We start from the raw sequence: 19,541 nt of genomic DNA, 5'->3' as shown, positions 1-19,541 counted from the left end.
AAACGATAAGCCGCACGCTAGAGACAAACACACTATCAGCTTGTAGCGTACCGCTGAAAAGGATAAGTCAGCCCGTGAAGAATACCACCACACTCACCCTCGCCTGCTGCGCCGCCTTCCTCGGCCAAGTGGGCATCAGTAGCTACTTGCCCGCAGTCCCGGCCATCGCCCATTCTCTGCCCGCTGCAGAGGATCAGGTGGCGCTCGCACTCGCGATCTATTTGGCGGGCATGGCATTGCCAATGCTGTTATGGGGAAGCCTGGGTGAACGATTTGGCAGGAAGCCCGTACTGCTCGCCGCACTGGCGCTGTATGCGTTGGCGAGTGTGGCGATTCCATCGGCATTCAACATTGAGTCCTTTCTGTGTTTACGGCTGATCCAAGGCCTGGGCGCCGGGGGCGTTTCAGTGATGGCGCGCGTCCTGGTGCGGGACAGTTTCAGCGGCGCCTTGCTGGCCAAGGGTTTGTCGTGGCTGGGGATGACGTTTGTGATCGCGCTGGGTATCGGCCAGTTCATGGGGTCGATATTGCAGCTGGCGTTTGGCTGGAAAGCGATCTTTTATGCGTTGACGACCGGGGCTTTGGCGTTGATGGTGGTGTTGCAGCGGGTCACGTTCCCGACCTTGGTGAAGGCTGACTCGCCAGAGTCGACCTGGCGCATTTATACCAAGATCGTGCGGCATCCATCCTTTCTAAACGCGGCGTTGGCCGGTGGGCTGGGTTATGGGGTGATCATTGCGTTTAACACCTGCGCGCCGCTGATCTTGCAGGGGCATTTCGAATGGAGTGCGGCGCAATATGGCTGGCTAGGTTGGCCGATCAGCGGGGCATATTTGGCGGGGGCGTTGATGGTCAATCGTTTCGTTGCCCGCACGGGGCGGTCGACGATGATGAACTGGGGTGTGACGCTGGTGTTTCTGGGCACCGCGGTGATGCTGCTGGGCAGTGTGTTTGCCAGCGGGCTCGCAGTATTGCTATGGCTGCCGTATTGCCTCGCCGTGCTGGGCCAGTCGATGAGTTACCCGATCAGTTTGTCACTGGCCAACGATGAGTCGCCGGTAGGTGGCTCTTATGCGATGGCACTCAGTGGTTTTATGCATCAAATGATGGCCGCGCTGATTGGTGGCCTGGCAAGCCTGCTGGTAACCGCGCAGGCCTGGCCGTTGGCGCTGATGTGCATGGCGCTGGCGGGCGGCGCATTCGCGTGCGCCGCCCGATGCAGGTCCGATCAGAACGCGCTGCGAAAGATCTCCTCGATCTGACGCTGATCCGCGCGCCGCGGGTTGGTCAGCCCACATGCGTCCTTCAACGCATTGGTGGCCAGCAGGGGAATGTCCTGCAATTTGGCCCCCAGTTCCCGCAGGCCGGCCGGGATCTCGACGTCGTGGGACAAGCTGCGGATCGCGGCGATGGCGGCCTGGGCGCCCTCTTCCGGGGTGCGGCCCTTGATGTCGGCGCCCAATGCGCGCGCCACGTCGCTCAGGCGTTTGGCGCTGACGCTGGCATTGAAGCTCTGCACATGGGGCAGCAACACGGCGTTGCACACACCGTGGGGCAGGTCATACAGGCCGCCCAGTTGGTGGGCCATGGCGTGCACGAAACCCAGAGATGCGTTGTTGAAGGCCATGCCGGCGAGGAATTGCGCGTAGGCCATGTTTTCCCGCGCGGCCTTGTCGCTGCCGTCGCGGACCGCCAGGCGCAGGTTGGCGCTGATCAGTTCGATGGCCTTGATCGCACAAGCATCGGTGATCGGCGTGGCGGCGGTGGACACGTAGGCTTCGATGGCGTGGGTCAGGGCGTCCATGCCGGTGGCGGCGGTGAGGCCTTTGGGCATGCCGACCATCAGCGCCGGGTCGTTGACCGACAGCAGCGGCGTGACGTTGCGGTCGACAATGGCCATTTTCACGTGGCGGGTCTGGTCGGTGATGATGCAGAAGCGGGTCATCTCGCTGGCGGTGCCGGCCGTGGTGTTGATGGCCACCAGCGGCAGTTGCGGCTTACTCGATTGATCGACGCCCTCGTAGTCGCCGATGTGCCCGCCGTTGGTGGCACACAGGGCGATACCCTTGGCGCAGTCATGGGGCGAACCGCCGCCCAGGGACACCACGAAATCACAGGCGCTTTGCTGCAACAGCGCCAGGCCGTTCTCGACGTTCTCAACCGTGGGGTTGGGTTTGGCGCCGTCGTAGATCACCGAGTCGATGTCCTGCATCGCCAGTTTCTCGGCGATCATGGCCGCCACGCCGGCCTTGGCCAGGCCGGCGTCGGTGACGATCAGCGCCTTGCGAAAACCATAGTTGCGGATGGCGGTCATGGCTTCGTCGAGGCAGTCGATGCCCATGATGTTCACGGCGGGGATGAAGAAGGTGCTGCTCATGGTCAATCCTCAGAGGCGTTATGCCAACAGAATCCACCTCTACCGCGCGGCGTATCTTGATCAGGATCAACGCCCGCTCGTGATAAAGTCACCGCCCAGCCGATTTCGAGTAGACCCGCCGCAATGAAGGATTTCCAGGATAGTGACGCCCACCTAGAAGACTGGAATGCGCTGCGCAGCGCCGTCGACTTCAGCGCGATTTTGATCGGCAACGGTGCCAGCCGTACGATTTGGGAAGACTTCGCCTACGACTCGCTGTTCGAAAACGCGCGCACCGTCGAAGAAAAACCCCTGAGCCAGTCCGAGCTGAGTGTGTTCGACGCCCTGCAAACCCGCAGTTTCGAGCAGGCTTTGGGCGCGTTGAAAACCACCAGCCGGGTCAACAAGGCCCTGGCCGTCAGCTCGGCGGCGCCGCGTAATCGCTACTACGCGATCAAGGAAGCGCTGATCAACACCATCCACAGCGTGCACATTCCCTGGCGCCTGGTGCAGCCGTCGACATTGGCGACGATCAACGCTGAACTGGCGCGCTACGCTACGGTATTCACCAGCAACTACGACTTGCTCAACTACTGGGCGATCCTGCATACCCCGGGCATTGACGACCTGTTCCGCAGCGCCGACACCAGCTTCGACCTGCGCAATACCCGCACCGAAGCAACGCGCATCCTCTACCTGCACGGTGGCCTGCACCTGGTGCGCAACCTCGACGGCACCGCACGCAAATTGCCGTCCACCGACAGCACCCTGCTCAGCAGTTTTGCCATCAACAACACGCTCAAGACCCTGGACGATGTGCCGCTGTTTGTCAGCGAGGGCAAGGTTGAAGAGAAGCTCAAGACCATCCGCAGTTCGGATTACCTGTCGTTCTGTTATGAGCAGTTGCTGACCCATGAGGGGGCGCTGTGCATTTTTGGCCATGAGCTGGGCGCGCAGGACAAGCACCTGGTGGACGCGATTCGCCAGGCGAATGTATCGACCTTGGCGATCTCGGTGTCGGGGCGCAGTGACGGGTTTATTCGTCAGCAGAAGCGGCGGTATTCGGCGTTGTTCGAGGGTACGGGGGTGGAACTGAGGTTCTTTGCAGCACGCACCCATGCGCTGGGCAACCCTGCACTGTCCGTCCCTGTCGAACGCTGATCTCACGGGCGATTTCGCTCAACTGTGGGAGCTGGCTTGCCTGCGATAGCGATCTGTCAGTTAACCATGTGCAAGCTGGCCCACCGCTATCGCAGGCAAGCCAGCTCCCACAGTGGATTGCATTTCAGGTCATTGGCGTAGTCAGTCTTCCGAGCTGTGGACTACGACTAGCAGCTGCGCCTGAACATCGCCCACCGAACGCAGGCGATGAGGCTTCTGCGCATTAAAATGCAGCGCATCACCGCGCTCCAGAATCACCCGTTCGTTCATGAAGTCCACCTCCACCCGGCCTTCATGCACGAACAGAAACTCTTCCCCTACGTGCTCCTTGAAGGTCTTGTCGGTGAACTCCGCTGGCGGGTAGATGATGAACGGCAGCAGGCTGCGCTCGCTGACCTGATGGGCGAGCACCGCGTAACCCGGCGAGGTGTCGGGGCGCTCGTGGCTGCGCACTAGGCTGTAGCTGTCGAGGCTGACACTGTCTTCGCTGAACAGCTCCTCCACCTTCACGTTCAAGGCCTTGGCCAGCTTCAGCGCGGCGGCAATCGACGGCGTATTGAGCCCGCGTTCGACCTTGGACAGGTAACTCTTGGTCATCCCGGATTTTTCAGCCAGGGCTTCCAGGGTCACGCCAAGTTTTTTTCTCAATAATTTCAAACGGATAGACATGTGCTGCGGTTAATCCCTGCAGAAAGGCAAGAGCCATGCTTGCCAATGACACAAAGTGTCATATAGCATCGTTAGTGTCATTTGCAACCACCGAGGGCACCCGATATGGCCAAGACATTAGCACTCCCCAAAGACCAACTGGTCAAGCAAGCACTGATCCAGATGCAAAACACCCTGGCGGATAATACGTGGACTGACCGGCAAAAGCTGGCGCTCACGTGTCGCATCCTGTTCGAGCACGGTCACGACTCCGGCCTGGCCGGGCAGATCACTGCACGCGGGCCACAGCCTGGCACCTATTACACCCAGCAACTGGGCCTGGGCTTTGATGAGATCACGGCGAGCAATCTGTTGCTGGTCAACGAAGACCTGGAAGTATTGGAAGGCCATGGCATTCCCAACCCGGCCAACCGTTTTCACACCTGGGTGTACCGTGGGCGGCCGGATGTGAATTGCATCATCCACACCCACCCTACCCATATCGCGGCGCTGTCGATGCTGGAAGTGCCGCTGCAGGTGTCCCACATGGACCTCTGCCCGCTGTACGAGGATTGCGCGTTCCTGGAAGCCTGGCCCGGCGTGCCGGTGGGCAATGAAGAGGGGGAAATCATCACGGCGGCACTGGGGGACAAACGCGCGATTCTGCTTTCGCACCACGGCCAGTTGTCCACCGGGGCGAGCATCGAGGAGGCCTGCGTGATCGCGCAGTTGATCGAACGCGCAGCCAGGTTGCAGTTGCTGGCGATGGCCGCGGGCACGATCAAGCCGATCCTGCCGGAACTCGGGCGCGAGGCCCATGACTGGATCTCCAAGCCCAAACGCTTTGGTGCCGCGTTCAATTACTACGCCCGGCAGAACCTGCGCCAGCACGCCGATTGCCTGAACTGATTGCCCCTTTTTGACCGGAGACTGTTTATGTCCAGCCCAACGATTCACGGCATCATCGGCTACACCATCACCCCGTTCAGCGCCGACGGCCAGCGCATCGACCTTGACGCCCTGGGCCGCTCCATCGACCGCTTGATCGACAGCGGCGTACACGCCATCGCGCCCCTGGGCAGCACCGGCGAAGGCGCCTACTTGAGCGACGCCGAGTGGGACGAAGTGAGCGCCTACAGCCTGGCAAAGATTGCCCGGCGCGTGCCGACCATCGTCAGCGTGTCCGACCTGACCACCGCCAAGGCCGTGCGCCGCGCCCGTTACGCCGAAGCCAACGGCGCCGACGTGGTGATGGTGTTGCCGGCGTCGTACTGGAAGCTCAGTGAAGCGGAAATCCTCGCCCACTACGCCGCCATTGGCGACAGCATCGGCGTGCCAATCATGCTCTACAACAACCCGGCCACCAGTGGTACGGACATGTCGGTGGCGCTGATCCTGCGCATCATCAAGCAGGTGGCCAACGTAACCATGGTCAAGGAAAGCACCGGGGATGTTCAGCGCATGCATCAGCTGCATCGCCAGACGGAGGTGCCGTTCTACAACGGCTGCAACCCGCTGGCGCTGGAAGCCTTCGCGGCAGGTGCCAAGGGCTGGTGCACGGCGGCGCCGAACCTGATTCCGCAACTCAATCTGGATTTGTATGAGGCGGTATTGGCCAATGACCTGGTCAAGGCGCGAGAGCTGTTTTATCGCCAGTTGCCGTTGCTGGAGTTCATCCTCAAAGGTGGGTTGCCGGCGACGATCAAGGCGGGGTTGCGGTTGACCGGGCTGGAAGCGGGTGATCCTCGATTGCCGGTTTTCCCGCTGGGTGAAGCGGCGATCGAACAGCTGAAAACATTACTGCGCTAACCCTTGTAGGAGCTGGCTTGCCGGCTCCTACAGGGAACCCGTGCACAATTTTGGAAGGAGACATCCGATTCATAGAGACAAATGACAATGGTTCTCGATACCATTCACGACTTTTCTACGTCGTGCTTCCTCAAGAAGGGTCTCCATGTCTCGTCCCAAGCCCGACCCGTTGTCGGCCGATGCCTTTCGCGGGTTCTATACAGATATCCTGTATTTCCTGCGCAAACGCACGGACAACGCCAGCGACGCCGCGGACATGACCCAGGATGTCTTCACCCAATGGCTGGACTACCGCGACCGGGCCAAGGTCGAGCAGCCACGGGCGTTTCTGTTCCAGATGGCGCGCAACCTGCTGCGTGATCACTGGCGCAAGCAGAAGGTACGGCAGACCGTCCACTCAGATCCGGACGACATGGACGCCGAGCCGGTCACCGATGAGCAAAACGATCCCATGGCCGCCGCGCAGCGCTTGCAACGCCTGGAACAGTTGAAAGAAGTCCTCGCCGAACTCTCGCCCCGAAGGCGAGAAGCCCTTATGCTGCACCGCTTCGAAGGCTTGAGCCAGGCGCAGATCGCCGAGCGCATGGGCATTTCGACCAGCATGGTGGAAAAGCACATCGCCTTTGCCCTGCTGCACTGCAAGCGACGCCTTCACAACGAACCCGGCACGGAGCAGCCAGAATGAACCGCCTGAGCGACATCGACGCCCTGGACATCGAGCAGAGCGACTCCATCGATGCCCAAGCCGCCAGCTGGTTTGCCCGCAACCGCAACGAGGCGGGGCGTGCCGACCGCAAAGCCTTTGCCGCCTGGCAAGCGGAGCCTGCCCATGCCCGCGCCTACGCCGAATTCGAACAACTGTGGGCCGACCTCGCCCAGTTGCAGCAACTGAACAAACCCGTGGCGCTGCCCAAACGCAAACCCTCGGTGTGGCGCCCTGCCCTGGCGGTGGCCGCTGCCCTGGTCTGCGCCGTGATGGCCAGCGCTATCGACGCCCCACGTGCGCTCTACCACAGCCAGGTAGCCGCCCATGCCAAAGGCATGCGCACCTTGAACCTGCCCGATGGCAGCACCTTGTATGTGAATGCCAGTACCCGCGTGCGAATCGACTTCACCGCGCACCAACGCATCATTCATCTCGACAAAGGCCAGGTCTACATCGAGGTGGCCGCCGACAAGGAACGACCCCTCTACGTGCAGGCCGGCGAGGCGAATGTGCGGGTGGTGGGCACCGGTTTCGATGTGCGCCGCAGCCAGCAGCAACTGGTGGTGAGCGTGGCCCACGGCCAGGTGGCCTTCGAGCCGGACCCCAAGAGCCCGGTAGCCCTGCTCGGCGCCCAGCAGCGCGCCACCTACAGCTATGCCAAGGGCACGTTGCAGCAGCAAAGCCTGAACGCCGAAGAAGTCGCCGACTGGCGCAGCGGGCACCTCACGTTTCGCAATCGCGAGCTGGCCAGCCTGATCGACGAACTGAGCCTGTACCGCCCCCAGGCGCCGTTGCAAGTGAGCCGTGCGGTGGCGCAGTTGAAGGTGTCGGGCAACCTGGACGTGAATGACCCAGACGCCCTGCTCAACGCCCTGCCGGCCCTGCTTCCAGTGAAAACCGTGCCGTCAGCGGATGGCATCGTGCGAATCGAACCGAGCAAATAACCCCGCAAAAAACCCACACTTGAGAATATTTTGCATTCGCATGTGTGGATTTTTTTGCCTGCCCCGTCTTCCCCCCGTCTGCGTTTGATACGCACGCCTTTTTGGCCGTTTGGCCACTCCGGGGGATTTCATGTTTCGCGCGCCTTGCCACGTTTCGCACCTGTTTCTTAGACCGTCGATCATCGCCACCTGCCTGGCATTCAGCCTCAGCGCCCAGGCCGAGTCGCTCACGCTGCAACTGCCCGCCCAGCCGCTGGCGACATCCTTGAGCCAAGTGGCGCAACAGGCAAAAATCCAGTTGCTGTTCGATGAGACCCTGCTCAAGAACGTGCAGGCGCCGGCACTCAACGGTGACTTCACCCCGGAAGTGGCGATCCGCACCCTGCTGAAAAACGGCGAGTTCACCTTGATCAAAGTCGGCACCACCTACGTGGTACGCCCCGATGAAGGCAAAACCACCAACAGCGGTGCGATCCAATTGGACACCCTCAGCGTGATCGGCACCGGCACGGAAGTGAACTCCAGTACGGTCGGCCGCTCGACCCTGACCCAGGAAGACATCGACCGCTACCAGTCCAACAACATTCCCAGCCTGTTGCAGACCCTGCCCGGTGTCAGCCAGGGCGGTTCGCTCAAACCCGGTGGCCAGACCATCAACATCCGCGGTTTCGGCGATGCCGAAGACGTACCGCTGACCGTCGACGGCGCCACCAAGAGCGGCTTCGAGCGCTACCAGCAAGGCACGGTGTTTATCGAGCCCGAGCTGATCAAGAGCATTGAAGTGGAGAAAGGCCCCAACTCGCCCTTCACCGGCAATGGCGGGTTTGGCGGCACGGTCAACATGACCACCAAGGACGCCCCCGACTTGCTCAAGGACGGCCGCAACAGTGGCGCCATGCTCAAATACGGTTACTCCAGCAACGACCACGAACAGGTCTACAGCGGCGCAGTGTATGGCCGTACCGACGACGGCCGTTTTGACGCCCTCGCCTACCTGACCCAACGCGACGGCGGCGACATGAAGGTGGCCGCCGAACTGCCCAACGAGAACAACCAGTACCCGATCAACCCCAAGCGCCTGCCCAACACCGCCCAGGATGTGGACGGCAAGCTGTTCAAGGTCAACGCGCACCTCAGCGAGGAACACAGCGTCGGCCTTTCCTATTCACGCTCCCATAGCAACCGTTGGACGCCGTTCTCGGCCGCCAGCTATCCGACGCCGCCGACCCAGGCCAACATCGACCGCTACGGCTACGAAGGGGCGTTGAAGCGTTTTCTGGCCCATCGCGACACCGTCGACACCACGTGGTCGAGCAAGTATGAATTTACCCCGGTGGACAACCCGCTGGTGGACCTGACCGTCAAGTATTCGCAGTCCAACACCGAGCAGACCGACGAGCGCGACGCCACCGCGTTTTTCCAGCTGGCTACCGGTGGGCGCAAGATGGACACGTCCTACACCGACAAGAACCTCGATATCCGTAACGTCAGCCTGTTCGACACAGGTCCCTTGCAACACGCCGTCACCGTCGGCGGGCAGATCCGCAAGCACATCCGCGAAACCGAGATGTGGATGCCCGGCGCCACCTACAACACCCCGCGCTACAACTATGGGCACTTCCAGCCAGGCTTCATGCCCCACGGCAAGGTCGATACCAACAGCTTCTTTATCCAGGACGCGGTGACTATCGGCGATGTGACCATCACGCCATCCCTGCGCTACGACCACGTGCGCAACCGTGGTGAAGGCAACGATGCGCCTTACTACAACAATCCGGACCCGGCCGTCGGCCACGACTACAGCGACCGCACCTACACCGGTTGGTCGCCGCGCCTGGCGTTGTTCTGGACGGTCAACCCGAACCTGGGGCTGTTCGCCAACTGGAGCCAGACCTGGCGCGCCCCCGTGATCGACGAGCAATACGAAGTGCAGGGCCTGGGCAGTCGCACCGCCACCAGCGTAGACCTCGACCCGGAACGCATCACCTCGATCAGCGTGGGCAGCGTCAGCAGCTTCGACAACCTGATCGCCCGGGACGACAACCTGCAAGTGCGCACCACCTTCTTCCACAACAAGGTCGAGGACGAAATCTTCAAGGCCACCGGCGTCGGCTGCCAGAACCAGGCCATCAACGGCGGCACCATCTCCAGCGCCTGCCCACCCGGCGCAATGTCCAACTACCGCAACATCGGCGGGCTGACGATCAAGGGCTTTGAGCTGGAAACGTTCTACAACTCCACCTACCTGTTCGGCTCCGCCTCGTTCGCCTATGCCAAGGGCGATCACGAAGGCGCCTACACCAACCCATGGGGGCCGGATGTGGCCGCGCGGGATATTCCGCCGACCAAATGGGTGCTGGTGCTCGGTACCAACATCCCGGCGCTGGACGCGCAGGTAGGCTGGATGGGCCAGTTCATCGGCGCCACCAAACGCCTGCCCAGCGACAGCTATTCCGGTGGCCCGGGCAGCAGCGTCGGCGACCTGTTCTACGACCAGTACGGCAACAAGCGCTACAACACCCAGGGTTTGTTCGCCAAATGGAAACCGCAGCAGGCCTACCTCAAGGGCACCGAGGTGAACTTCACCATCGACAACCTGTTCAACAACAACTTCCGCCCGGCCTTGAGCGGCGACCGCGCCTACACCAAGGGCCGCGATGCGAAGATCAGCGTCACGCGCTTCTTCTAAACCCGCACACCTGTAGGAGCTGGCTTGCCAGCGATGGCATCCCCTCGGTCCAATTGAAAACCGAGTTGCCTGCATCGCCGGCAAGCCGGCTCCTACAGTGGATCTTTGTCGTTGCACACACCCAGCAGTTTTTGAAACTGTACGGATAAATCCGCACCCAGCTGTAGGCCCTGATTTGCCGGGGGTTGTGGCTAGATGGGTTTCCCTTGAAGCCCTCTTGATCCCGGTCCCACCACCATGAGTTCGCGCGAAAACACCGGCATGGCCCTCGGCCTGCTGGGCGTCATCATCTTCAGCCTGACCCTGCCGTTCACGCGCATCGTCGTGCAGGAAATCCACCCGCTGCTCAACGGCCTGGGCCGTGCGCTGTTCGCGGCGGTCCCGGCGGCGGCGTTGCTGCTGTGGCGCCGTGAACGCTGGCCGACCTGGCGCCAGGTGCGCGGGCTGTGCCTGGTGATTGCCGGTGTGATCCTGGGCTTTCCGGTGCTGTCGGCCTGGGCCATGCAAACCCTGCCGGCGTCCCATGGCGCGTTGGTCAACGGCCTGCAACCGCTGTGCGTGGCGCTGTACGCCGCCTGGCTGTCCCATGAGCGACCATCCAAAGCCTTTTGGGCCTGTGCCGCGCTCGGCAGTGCCCTGGTGCTCGGTTATGCATTGATCACCGGCGCCGGCAGTATCCAGGCCGGCGATCTGCTGATGCTTGGCGCGATTGCCGTGGGTGGCCTGGGTTATGCCGAAGGCGGTCGGTTGGCCAAGGAAATGGGTGGCTGGCAGGTGATCTGCTGGGCGCTGGTGCTCTCAACACCCGTGTTGATCGGCCCGGTGTGGTACCTGGCGGCTCAGCATCAAGGCGCAATCTCGATGCGTGCCTGGTGGGCGTTCGGCTATGTGTCGTTGTTCTCGCAGTTCCTGGGGTTCTTCGCCTGGTACGCCGGGCTGGCCATGGGCGGCATTGCACGGGTCAGCCAGATCCAACTGCTGCAGATCTTCTTCACCATCGCGTTTTCGGCGCTGTTCTTTGGTGAGCATATCGAGCCGATTACCTGGCTGTTTGCGTGCGGGGTGATCGTGACGGTGATGTTGGGGCGCAAAACCGCCGTACAGCCCGCGCCAATTCCAAGGCCGAACACAATCTAATGTGGGAGCTGGCTTGCCTGCGATAGCGGTGCTGACTGAACCACCGCCATCGCCGGCAAGCCGGCTCCTACAGGGGGTGTGTTCAGCTTAAGAAACCGTCGGCGCGCAGCAGGGTTTCCAGGCAGTGTTCGGTGATGTGGTAGAAGACCTTCAGTTCCTGGATTTTCTCCAGCAACTGCGCGTTGTCCACAGGCTCCGCGCGTTTCACCGCCAGGATCATCTTGTTCTTGTTGGTGTGTTCCAACGAGATGAACTCGAACACCTTGGTCTCATACCCACAGGCTTCCAAAAACAACGCGCGCAGGCTGTCGGTAACCATCTCGGCTTGCTGGCCCAGGTGCAAACCGTATTGCAGCATTGGCTTGAGCAGCACCGGGCTCTGGATCTGCAGGCGGATCTGTTTGTGGCAGCACGGCGAGCACATGATGATCGACGCACCGGAACGGATGCCGGTATGGATCGCGTAGTCGGTGGCGATGTCACAGGCGTGCAGCGCGATCATCACGTCCAGCTCGCTCGGCGCCACGCTGCGCACATCACCACACTTGAACACCAGCCCCGGGTGCTCCAGGCGCGCAGCAGCGGTGTTGCACAGGGTCACCATGTCTTCGCGCAACTCCACACCGGTGACTTCGCCCTCGGCCTTGAGGGTGTTGCGCAGGTAATCGTGGATGGCAAACGTCAGGTAACCCTTGCCCGAACCAAAATCGGCCACGCGCACCGGCTGGTCCAGCTTCAACGGTGACGAGGTCAGCGCATGGCTGAACACTTCGATGAACTTGTTGATCTGCTTCCACTTGCGCGACATCGACGGGATCAGCGCCTGCTTGGCGTCGGTCACGCCCAGGTCGGCGAGAAACGGCCGGCTCAGGTCGAGGTAGCGGTTCTTCTCACGGTTGTGCTCTGCCGACGGCGCCTCGCGCAACTGCTGCGGCTTGCTTTTGAACAGTGAGCTTTTGTTCTTCTTGCTGTATTCCAGCTGGGCTTCATCGGTCAGCGACAACAGGTGCGCGTTCTTGAACTGGGCCGGCAACAGCTCGGCAATCGCCGCCACGCCGTCGGCCAGGGGCAGGTTCTTGGTGATGTCGCGGGTCTTGTAGCGGTACACGAACGACAGGCAGGCCTGCTCCTTGACCACCACCTGCTTGATGATCAGCCGCTGCAATTCGGCTTCGGCACCGACGTACTTGGCCAGCACCAGCTTGATGAATGCATTCTGCGCAAGGCTGTCGCTCAGCAGTGCGATGAACTGGGCGTGATGATCCGGTTGAACAGTGACAGACATGAACAAAAACGCCTCGGGCAGGGAATGCCGGGCATTTTAGGGGGGATGGGGCTTGAGGGCACGGGGTTATTTGATCAACGGTCGATTAGCACACCTTGGAGCGGGCTTGTGTGGGAGCTGGCTTGCCTGCGATGGCATCACCTCGGTTTAACTGACAGGCCGAGTTGCCCGCATCGCAGGCAAGCCAGCTCCCACAGAGAGATCAGTGTGTCAGGGTCACTCCAACACGATTAACCGGTTAGGCAACTCATTGCGCGTCTGCGTCAACGGCACATGCACCTTGAGCAACTCGCCACAGGCCTCGATGCACGCGATGAACCCGGCCAGCGTCTGCCCCTGTTTCACCTGCTGGGTAAACGCCTTGACGATCACCTCCCAGCTGCTGTCATCCAGGCGCTGGGAAATCCCGTCATCCACCAAAATCTCCACGTACCGCTCGGCCTCGCTGACGAAAATCAGCACCCCGGTGCTGCCCAGCGTGTGATGCAGGTTCTGCTCCAGGAACTGGCGCCGCGCCAGGTTGGACGCGCGCCAGTGGCGAACCGAACGGGGGATCAACCGCGTGGTGACCTTGGGCAATCGGAACACCAGGCACAACACGATGAACGTCGCCCATTGCGCCAGCAGCAGGGTGTACATGGTCAGGTAGCCGGACAGGTAATGCACCACGCCCGGCACCACCAGGGCGATCAGGCTGGCCCACAACAACGGAATGTAGGCGTAGTCGTCGGCACGCGCCGCCAGCACGGTCACCAGTTCGGCGTCGGTGGTTTTCTCGACGCGGGCGATCGCCTCGGCGACTTGGCGCTGCTCGTGTTCAGTCAGTAAAGCCATGGTTGTCGATGCTCTTTTTTAGTTATTGTCATTACCACCCGCCTGAAGCCCCGCCGCCGCCAAAACCACCGCCGCCGCCCCGGAAGCCGCCACCGCCTCCCCCACCACCACCGCCACCACGCCCGCTGTTGCTGAGGATGGCCAGGAGCATGGCGCCCACGGGCAGGCCCATGCGATGGCACAACCACAAGACGCCGATCAGCAGAATGAACAGGCCGATGGAAAACCCGGGATTATCCTTGGCAAAGTTCGCGTCGGCTACATGCGCCGGCACCGCCAACGGGTCACCGCCCACCACCTGCAACATCGCCACCACGCCGTCGCTGATGCCCTGGCTGTAGTTGCCGGCCTTGAACTTGGGCGCGATCACTTGGTTGATGATGACCCACGACTGCGCATCCGTCAGCACGCCTTCAAGGCCATAGCCGACTTCGATGCGCAACTTGCGCTCATCCCGGGCGACGATCAACAGCGCGCCGTTGTCCTTGCCCTTCTGGCCGATGCCCCACTGGCGGCCCAACTGGTAACCGAAGTCTTCAATGGGCACACCTTGCAGGTTGGGCACGGTGACCACCACGATCTGGTCGCCCGAGGCCTGCTCCAGCGCCTGCAACTGCTGGGTCAGTTGCTGGCGCGTGGCCGGGTCGATCATCTGGGCATCGTCCACCACCCGCCCGGTCAACGCCGGAAAGGTGAGCGCCGCCTGGGCCGTCATGGCGCCGAGCAACAGCAACAGCGCCAGGCCCATTCGTATCATTCGCATCATGCCCCCTTGGCCTGTGAATGCCTGACTACCAATTGCCGGTCGCCCCTGCGCCACCGAAGCTGCCGCCGCCACCGCCAGAATCGGAGCGCTTGTCGCTGTCGCCTGGGCGCGGGGCGTCATCGTCATCGTCGGAGGGCGTGGTCCGGCGTCCGTACTTGATCACCACAAAACCGATCACCAGCACAAACAGGCCGGCCAACCCGAAGATCCACCCCACCCAGTTTTTGTGTGTGGCCTTGGCGTGCACCGGCTTACCGCCCAGCACCTGGACCATGGCGTTCACGCCTGCCGTGATCCCCTGGGCAAAGCGGTTCTGCTTGAACGGGGGAATGATCACCTGATTGATGATCACTGAACTCTGGGCATCGGTCAGGCGATCTTCCAGGCCATAACCCACTTCGATCCGCACCTGATGAGCCTTGGGCACCACGATCAACAACGCGCCGCTGTTCTTGCCCTTTTCGCCCACGCCCCAGTGCCGCCCCAGCTGATAGCCGAAGTCTTCCAGGGTGTTGCCGTGCAGGCTGTCCAGGGTGACCACCACAATCTGCTCGCCGGTCTGCTGCTCGTGGCTATCCAGCGTGCGCTTGAGCGCCGCCGTACTGGCGACGTCGAGCAGGCCGGCGCGGTCGACGATGCGACCGTCCAGCTGGGCAAACTGCTCGGCGATCAAGGCCTCGACCGACACCGGGGTGTCAGCCGCCATCACCTGACCGCACAGCAGCACGGCGGCGAACAACCAGCCCCGTGCGCCCATCAGAACTTCACTTGCGGCGCTTTATCAGCATCGGCGCTGGTGGCTTCGAAGTTGGCGCGGATCGGCAAGTCGCTGTACATCACGCTGTGCCACAGGCGGCCCGGGAAGGTGCGGATTTCAGTGTTGTAGGCCTGCACCGCCTGGATAAAGTCGCGACGGGCCACGGCAATCCGGTTTTCGGTGCCTTCAAGCTGCGATTGCAAGGCGAGGAAGTTCTGGTTGGCCTTGAGGTCCGGGTAGCGCTCGGACACCACCATCAACCGGTTGAGTGCACCGCTCAGGCCATCCTGGGCTTGCTGGAACTGCTTGAGTTTCTCGGGGTTGTCCAGGGTGCCGGCGTCCACCTGAATTGACGTGGCCTTGGCCCGCGCCTCGATCACAGCGGTGAGGGTGTCCTGTTCATGGGCCGCGTAGCCCTTCACCACTTCCACCAGGTTGGGAATCAGGTCGGCACGCCGTTGGTACTGGTTCTGCACCTGGGCCCAGGCCGCCTTGGCCTGTTCGTCGAGTGTGGGGATCTTGTTGATGCCGCAACCGCTCAACACCGCACCGATCAGCAGCATCGCCGCCGCCTTGAAGCCCCAGCGATATCCTTGAATAACTGACATAAGTCTCTCCGCAACCATTGCTGTGAAATTTGATAACCCTGTACATCGTGCGCCTGGGGCATAATCCGCCACCACGACTGGCATGCATCGACCCAATCAGCTAAAAAGATGCCCTGCGCGAATCAGAGTTCAGATGTGTGCTGCATTCGTCTGACATAACACTCGAACAACAACATATGTTCCAAACACTTTGGCCGAGCAGCGTTCCTTTTGTCGCTGCGCAGTACGCCACGAAAGGATATTCATGAAGAAGCTGTGTTTGCTCGGCCTTGTGGCCACGTTGGCCTGCCACCCCGCCTGGGCCGAAACAGGGTCCGCCGCGCCAAAGGACAAGGACGCGTTCGTCAACGACCTGCTCAAGCAGATGACCCTCGATGAAAAGATAGGCCAATTACGCCTGATCAGCATCGGCCCCGAGATGCCCCGCGAGATGATCCGCAAGGAAATCGCCGCCGGTCGCATCGGCGGCACGTTCAACTCTATCACTCGCCCGGAAAACCGTCCGATGCAGGACGCGGCCATGCGCAGCCGGTTGAAGATCCCGATGTTCTTCGCCTACGACGTGATCCACGGCCACCGCACCATTTTCCCGATCAGCCTGGCGCTCGCCTCCAGCTGGGACATGGACGCCATCGGCCGCTCCGGGCGCATTGCTGCCCAGGAAGCCGCCGCCGACAGCCTCGACATCACCTTTGCGCCGATGGTCGATATCTCCCGCGACCCGCGCTGGGGCCGCACCTCCGAAGGTTTTGGTGAAGACACCTACCTCGTTTCACGCATTGCCGAAGTGATGGTCAAGGCCTTCCAGGGTGTCGGCCCGGCCAACGCCGACAGCATCATGGCCAGCGTCAAGCACTTCGCCCTGTACGGCGCGGTGGAGGGCGGTCGCGACTACAACATGGTCGACATGAGCCCGGTCAAGATGTACCAGGACTACCTGCCGCCGTACCACGCGGCAATCAAGGCCGGCTCCGGCGGCGTAATGGTGGCGTTGAACTCGATCAACGGCGTGCCCGCCACCGCCAACACCTGGCTGATGAATGACCTGCTGCGCAAGGACTGGGGCTTCAAGGGCCTGGCCGTGAGTGACCATGGCGCAATCGTCGAGCTGATCAAGCACGGCGTGGCCAAGGACGGGCGCGAAGCCGCGAAGCTAGCGATCAAGGCCGGCATCGACATGAGCATGAACGACTCGCTGTACGGCAAGGAACTGCCCGGCTTGCTCAAGTCCGGTGAAATCGAACAGAGCGACATCGACAACGCCGTGCGTGAGGTGCTCGCTGCCAAGTACGACATGGGCCTGTTCAAGGACCCGTACCTGCGCATCGGCAAGGCCGAAGATGACCCGGCCGATACCTATTCCGAGGACCGACTGCACCGCGCCGATGCCCGTGATATCGCGCGCCGCAGCCTGGTGCTGCTGAAAAACCAGAACGACGCCCTGCCGCTGAAGAAGTCCGCGACCGTCGCGCTGGTCGGCCCGCTGGCCGATGCCCCGATCGACATCATGGGCAGTTGGGCCGCTGCCGGCCGCCCGGCACAATCGGTGACCCTGCTCAAAGGCATGACCGACGCCCTCGCAGGCAAAGGCAAGCTGGTGTATGCACGCGGTGCCAACATCACCAATGACAAGGCCGTGGTCGACTACCTCAACTTCCTCAACTTCGACACCCCGGAAGTGGTGGATGACCCTCGCTCGCCGCAAGCGTTGATCGACGAAGCGGTCAAGGCGGCCAAAAACGCCGACGTGGTCGTGGCGGCCGTGGGTGAGTCCCGTGGCATGTCCCACGAGTCGTCCAGCCGCACCGACCTGAACATCCCGCAAAGCCAGCGCGACCTGATCAAGGCCCTGAAGGCCACCGGCAAGCCATTGGTGCTGGTGCTGATGAACGGCCGTCCGCTGTCGATCCTGGAAGAGAACCAACAGGCCGACGCGATCCTGGAAACCTGGTTCGCCGGCACCGAAGGCGGCAACGCCATCGCCGACGTGCTGTTCGGTGACTACAACCCGTCGGGCAAGCTGCCGATCACCTTCCCACGTTCGGTGGGGCAGATTCCGACCTACTACAACCACCTGACCATCGGCCGCCCGTTCACCCCTGGCAAGCCGGGCAACTACACCTCGCAGTACTTCGATGACATCACCGGGCCGCTGTTTCCGTTCGGTTATGGCCTGAGCTACACCCGCTTCAGCCTGTCGGACATGGCGCTGTCGTCCACCACCCTGAACAAGACCGGCAAGCTCGACGCCAGCGTCACCGTCAAGAACACCGGCAAGGTGGATGGCGAAACCGTGGTGCAGTTGTACATCCAGGACGTGGCGGGCTCGATGATCCGCCCGATCAAGGAGCTGAAGAACTTCCAGAAAGTCATGCTCAAGGCCGGTGAAGAACGCACGTTGCACTTCACCATCACCGAGGACGACTTGAAGTTCTACAACACCCAGCTCAAGTACGCGGCAGAACCGGGCGAGTTCAATGTGCAGATCGGGCTGGATTCCCAGGATGTGCAGCAGCAGACCTTCGAACTGCTGTAACCCAAGGCTGTAAATCCGGCTTGTGTGGGAGCTGGCTTGCCTGCGATGGCATCACCTCGGTATGACTGACACACCGAGGTGCCTGCATCGCGGGCAAGCCCGGCTCCCACAGAAGCCCGCTCCCACATTTGTTTTGCGGTGTGCTTCTTAGCCGCGTCGGTCGAGCAAATTGACCACCAACCGGTCAATCCACCCCCACACCCGCTGCTTCACCCGCCGCCATAACGGTCGCGCCTTCCACGCCTCCAGGCTCACCGCCTGGCTCTGCTCGAAATCCCGCTCGAAACTGCCCGCCACGGCCAGCGTCAATTCCGGGTCCAGCGCTTCCAGGTTGGCATCCAGGTTAAAACGCAGGTTCCAGTGATCGAAGTTGCACGAGCCCACGCTGACCCAATCGTCCACCAGCACCATCTTCAGGTGCAGGAAGCACGGCTGGTATTCAAAGATCTGCACGCCCGAGCGCAGCAGGCGCGGGTAATAGCGATGCCCGGCGTAGCGCACGGACGGGTGATCGGTGCGCGGGCCGGTGAGCAACAAACGCACATCCACCCCGCGCCCGGCCGCACGGCGCAGGGCCCGGCGCACGCTCCAGGTGGGCAGGAAGTACGGCGTGGCCAGCCAGATACGGGTCTGGCTGCTGTTCAGGGCGCGAATCAACGATTGCAGGATGTCGCGATGCTGGCGGGCGTCGGCATAGGCAACACGGCCCAGACCTGGCCCGGTCGCCGGCAGTTTGGGCAACCGTGGCAAACCAAAATGGGTGGCAGGTTTCCACTCACGGCGGGCCGCGTTGGCATGCCATTGACGGTCGAACAACGCCTGCCAATCCATCACCAGCGGGCCGCTGATCTGCACCATCACTTCATGCCAGTCGGCGGGGTCTTGCCCCGGTGTCCAGAACTCATCGGTGACGCCAGTGCCACCGACAAACGTGACGTCCTGATCGATCAGCAACACCTTGCGATGGTCGCGGTACAGGTTGCGCATCCAGCGACGCCAGCTCAGGCGGTTGTAAAAGCGCAGCTCCACACCGGCGTCGGTCAGGCGTTTTCGCAAGCCGAGGGTAAAGGCCAGACTGCCGTAATCATCAAACAGGCAACGCACGCGCACACCGCGTTCAGCGGCCTGCACCAGGGCGCTGACCATGGCGTCGGCGCAGGCGCCGGCTTCCACCAGGTACAACTCCAGATCGACTTGGCGCTCGGCCCGGGCAATGCCCACCAGCATCTGCGGAAAGAACTGTGGCCCGTCGATCAACAACTCGAAACGGTTGGCGCTGCGCCAGGGGAACACTGCGCCGCTCAT

Annotated in this window: 17 protein-coding genes; 9 read left to right on the top strand and 8 right to left on the bottom strand. The window is 61.9% G+C overall.

Annotated elements, in window-relative coordinates; genetic code table 11:
• The first annotated feature begins 74 nt into the window (after positions 1-74).
• Complete coding sequence (locus tag AC07OV_RS20485) at positions 75-1,262, top strand: MFS transporter (protein ID WP_495092865.1); 1,188 nt, start codon at positions 75-77, stop codon at positions 1,260-1,262.
• Here AC07OV_RS20485 and yiaY read toward each other — a convergent pair.
• The gene (yiaY, locus tag AC07OV_RS20480; RefSeq protein WP_495092864.1) at positions 1,229-2,377 is read right to left on the bottom strand and encodes an L-threonine dehydrogenase; all 1,149 of its coding nucleotides are present in this window, start codon (positions 2,375-2,377) and stop codon (positions 1,229-1,231) included. The genes AC07OV_RS20485 and yiaY overlap by 34 nt on opposite strands.
• 123 nt (positions 2,378-2,500) lie before the next feature.
• Between yiaY and AC07OV_RS20475 the strand changes: the two genes are divergently transcribed.
• Entirely contained in the window at positions 2,501-3,517 is a 1,017-nt protein-coding gene (locus AC07OV_RS20475) for a DUF4917 family protein (protein ID WP_176999225.1), read from the top strand.
• A gap of 141 nt (positions 3,518-3,658) precedes the next feature.
• Here AC07OV_RS20475 and AC07OV_RS20470 read toward each other — a convergent pair whose 3' ends face one another.
• Complete coding sequence (locus AC07OV_RS20470) at positions 3,659-4,186, bottom strand: helix-turn-helix domain-containing protein (protein ID WP_176999226.1); 528 nt, start codon at positions 4,184-4,186, stop codon at positions 3,659-3,661.
• 105 nt (positions 4,187-4,291) lie between these two features.
• On the opposite strand from AC07OV_RS20470, the gene AC07OV_RS20465 reads away from it, so the two are divergent.
• From AC07OV_RS20465 to AC07OV_RS20440, 6 genes are all read left to right on the top strand, one after another.
• Entirely contained in the window at positions 4,292-5,074 is a 783-nt protein-coding gene (locus AC07OV_RS20465) for an aldolase (RefSeq protein ID WP_176999227.1), read from the top strand.
• A 27-nt stretch (positions 5,075-5,101) separates the two neighbouring features.
• Entirely contained in the window at positions 5,102-5,974 is an 873-nt protein-coding gene (locus AC07OV_RS20460; RefSeq protein WP_494997653.1) for a dihydrodipicolinate synthase family protein, read from the top strand.
• A gap of 145 nt (positions 5,975-6,119) precedes the next feature.
• Positions 6,120-6,659 carry an RNA polymerase sigma factor gene (locus AC07OV_RS20455; protein ID WP_495092863.1) on the top strand — a complete coding sequence of 180 codons (540 nt, stop codon included), beginning with the start codon at positions 6,120-6,122 and terminating at the stop codon, positions 6,657-6,659.
• The gene (locus tag AC07OV_RS20450; protein WP_495092862.1) at positions 6,656-7,624 is read left to right on the top strand and encodes a FecR family protein; all 969 of its coding nucleotides are present in this window, start codon (positions 6,656-6,658) and stop codon (positions 7,622-7,624) included. Before AC07OV_RS20455 ends, AC07OV_RS20450 begins: the two co-directional genes overlap by 4 nt.
• A gap of 130 nt (positions 7,625-7,754) precedes the next feature.
• The gene (locus AC07OV_RS20445) at positions 7,755-10,313 is read left to right on the top strand and encodes a TonB-dependent receptor (protein WP_495092861.1); all 2,559 of its coding nucleotides are present in this window, start codon (positions 7,755-7,757) and stop codon (positions 10,311-10,313) included.
• 237 nt (positions 10,314-10,550) lie between these two features.
• Entirely contained in the window at positions 10,551-11,450 is a 900-nt protein-coding gene (locus tag AC07OV_RS20440) for a DMT family transporter (protein ID WP_495092860.1), read from the top strand.
• A gap of 82 nt (positions 11,451-11,532) precedes the next feature.
• Here AC07OV_RS20440 and AC07OV_RS20435 read toward each other — a convergent pair whose 3' ends face one another.
• The 5 genes from AC07OV_RS20435 to AC07OV_RS20415 form a co-directional block, all read right to left on the bottom strand.
• Positions 11,533-12,735, bottom strand: coding sequence for a class I SAM-dependent methyltransferase (locus tag AC07OV_RS20435; protein WP_495092859.1), 1,203 nt, complete (start codon positions 12,733-12,735; stop codon positions 11,533-11,535).
• A 216-nt stretch (positions 12,736-12,951) separates the two neighbouring features.
• Positions 12,952-13,569: a TPM domain-containing protein gene (locus tag AC07OV_RS20430; RefSeq protein ID WP_494997648.1), complete on the bottom strand. Its 618-nt coding sequence runs from the start codon at positions 13,567-13,569 to the stop codon at positions 12,952-12,954.
• Between the two features lie 31 nt (positions 13,570-13,600).
• Positions 13,601-14,332 (bottom strand): TPM domain-containing protein, encoded by a 732-nt coding sequence (locus AC07OV_RS20425; RefSeq protein WP_494997647.1) that lies wholly within the window; start codon positions 14,330-14,332, stop codon positions 13,601-13,603.
• A gap of 28 nt (positions 14,333-14,360) precedes the next feature.
• The gene (locus tag AC07OV_RS20420; protein WP_495092858.1) at positions 14,361-15,092 is read right to left on the bottom strand and encodes a TPM domain-containing protein; all 732 of its coding nucleotides are present in this window, start codon (positions 15,090-15,092) and stop codon (positions 14,361-14,363) included.
• Positions 15,092-15,700 carry a LemA family protein gene (locus AC07OV_RS20415; protein WP_176999237.1) on the bottom strand — a complete coding sequence of 203 codons (609 nt, stop codon included), beginning with the start codon at positions 15,698-15,700 and terminating at the stop codon, positions 15,092-15,094. Before AC07OV_RS20415 ends, AC07OV_RS20420 begins: the two co-directional genes overlap by 1 nt.
• A gap of 244 nt (positions 15,701-15,944) precedes the next feature.
• On the opposite strand from AC07OV_RS20415, the gene bglX reads away from it, so the two are divergent.
• Positions 15,945-18,236 carry a beta-glucosidase BglX gene (bglX, locus tag AC07OV_RS20410; RefSeq protein ID WP_495092857.1) on the top strand — a complete coding sequence of 764 codons (2,292 nt, stop codon included), beginning with the start codon at positions 15,945-15,947 and terminating at the stop codon, positions 18,234-18,236.
• 147 nt (positions 18,237-18,383) lie between these two features.
• Here the strand turns inward: bglX and AC07OV_RS20405 are convergent, their stop codons facing one another.
• Entirely contained in the window at positions 18,384-19,541 is a 1,158-nt protein-coding gene (locus AC07OV_RS20405) for a phospholipase D-like domain-containing protein (RefSeq protein ID WP_494997645.1), read from the bottom strand.

This window comes from Pseudomonas sp. GW821-FHT09A09 (genome assembly GCF_059418405.1).
This window is presented reverse-complemented; position numbering and strand designations above follow the sequence as displayed.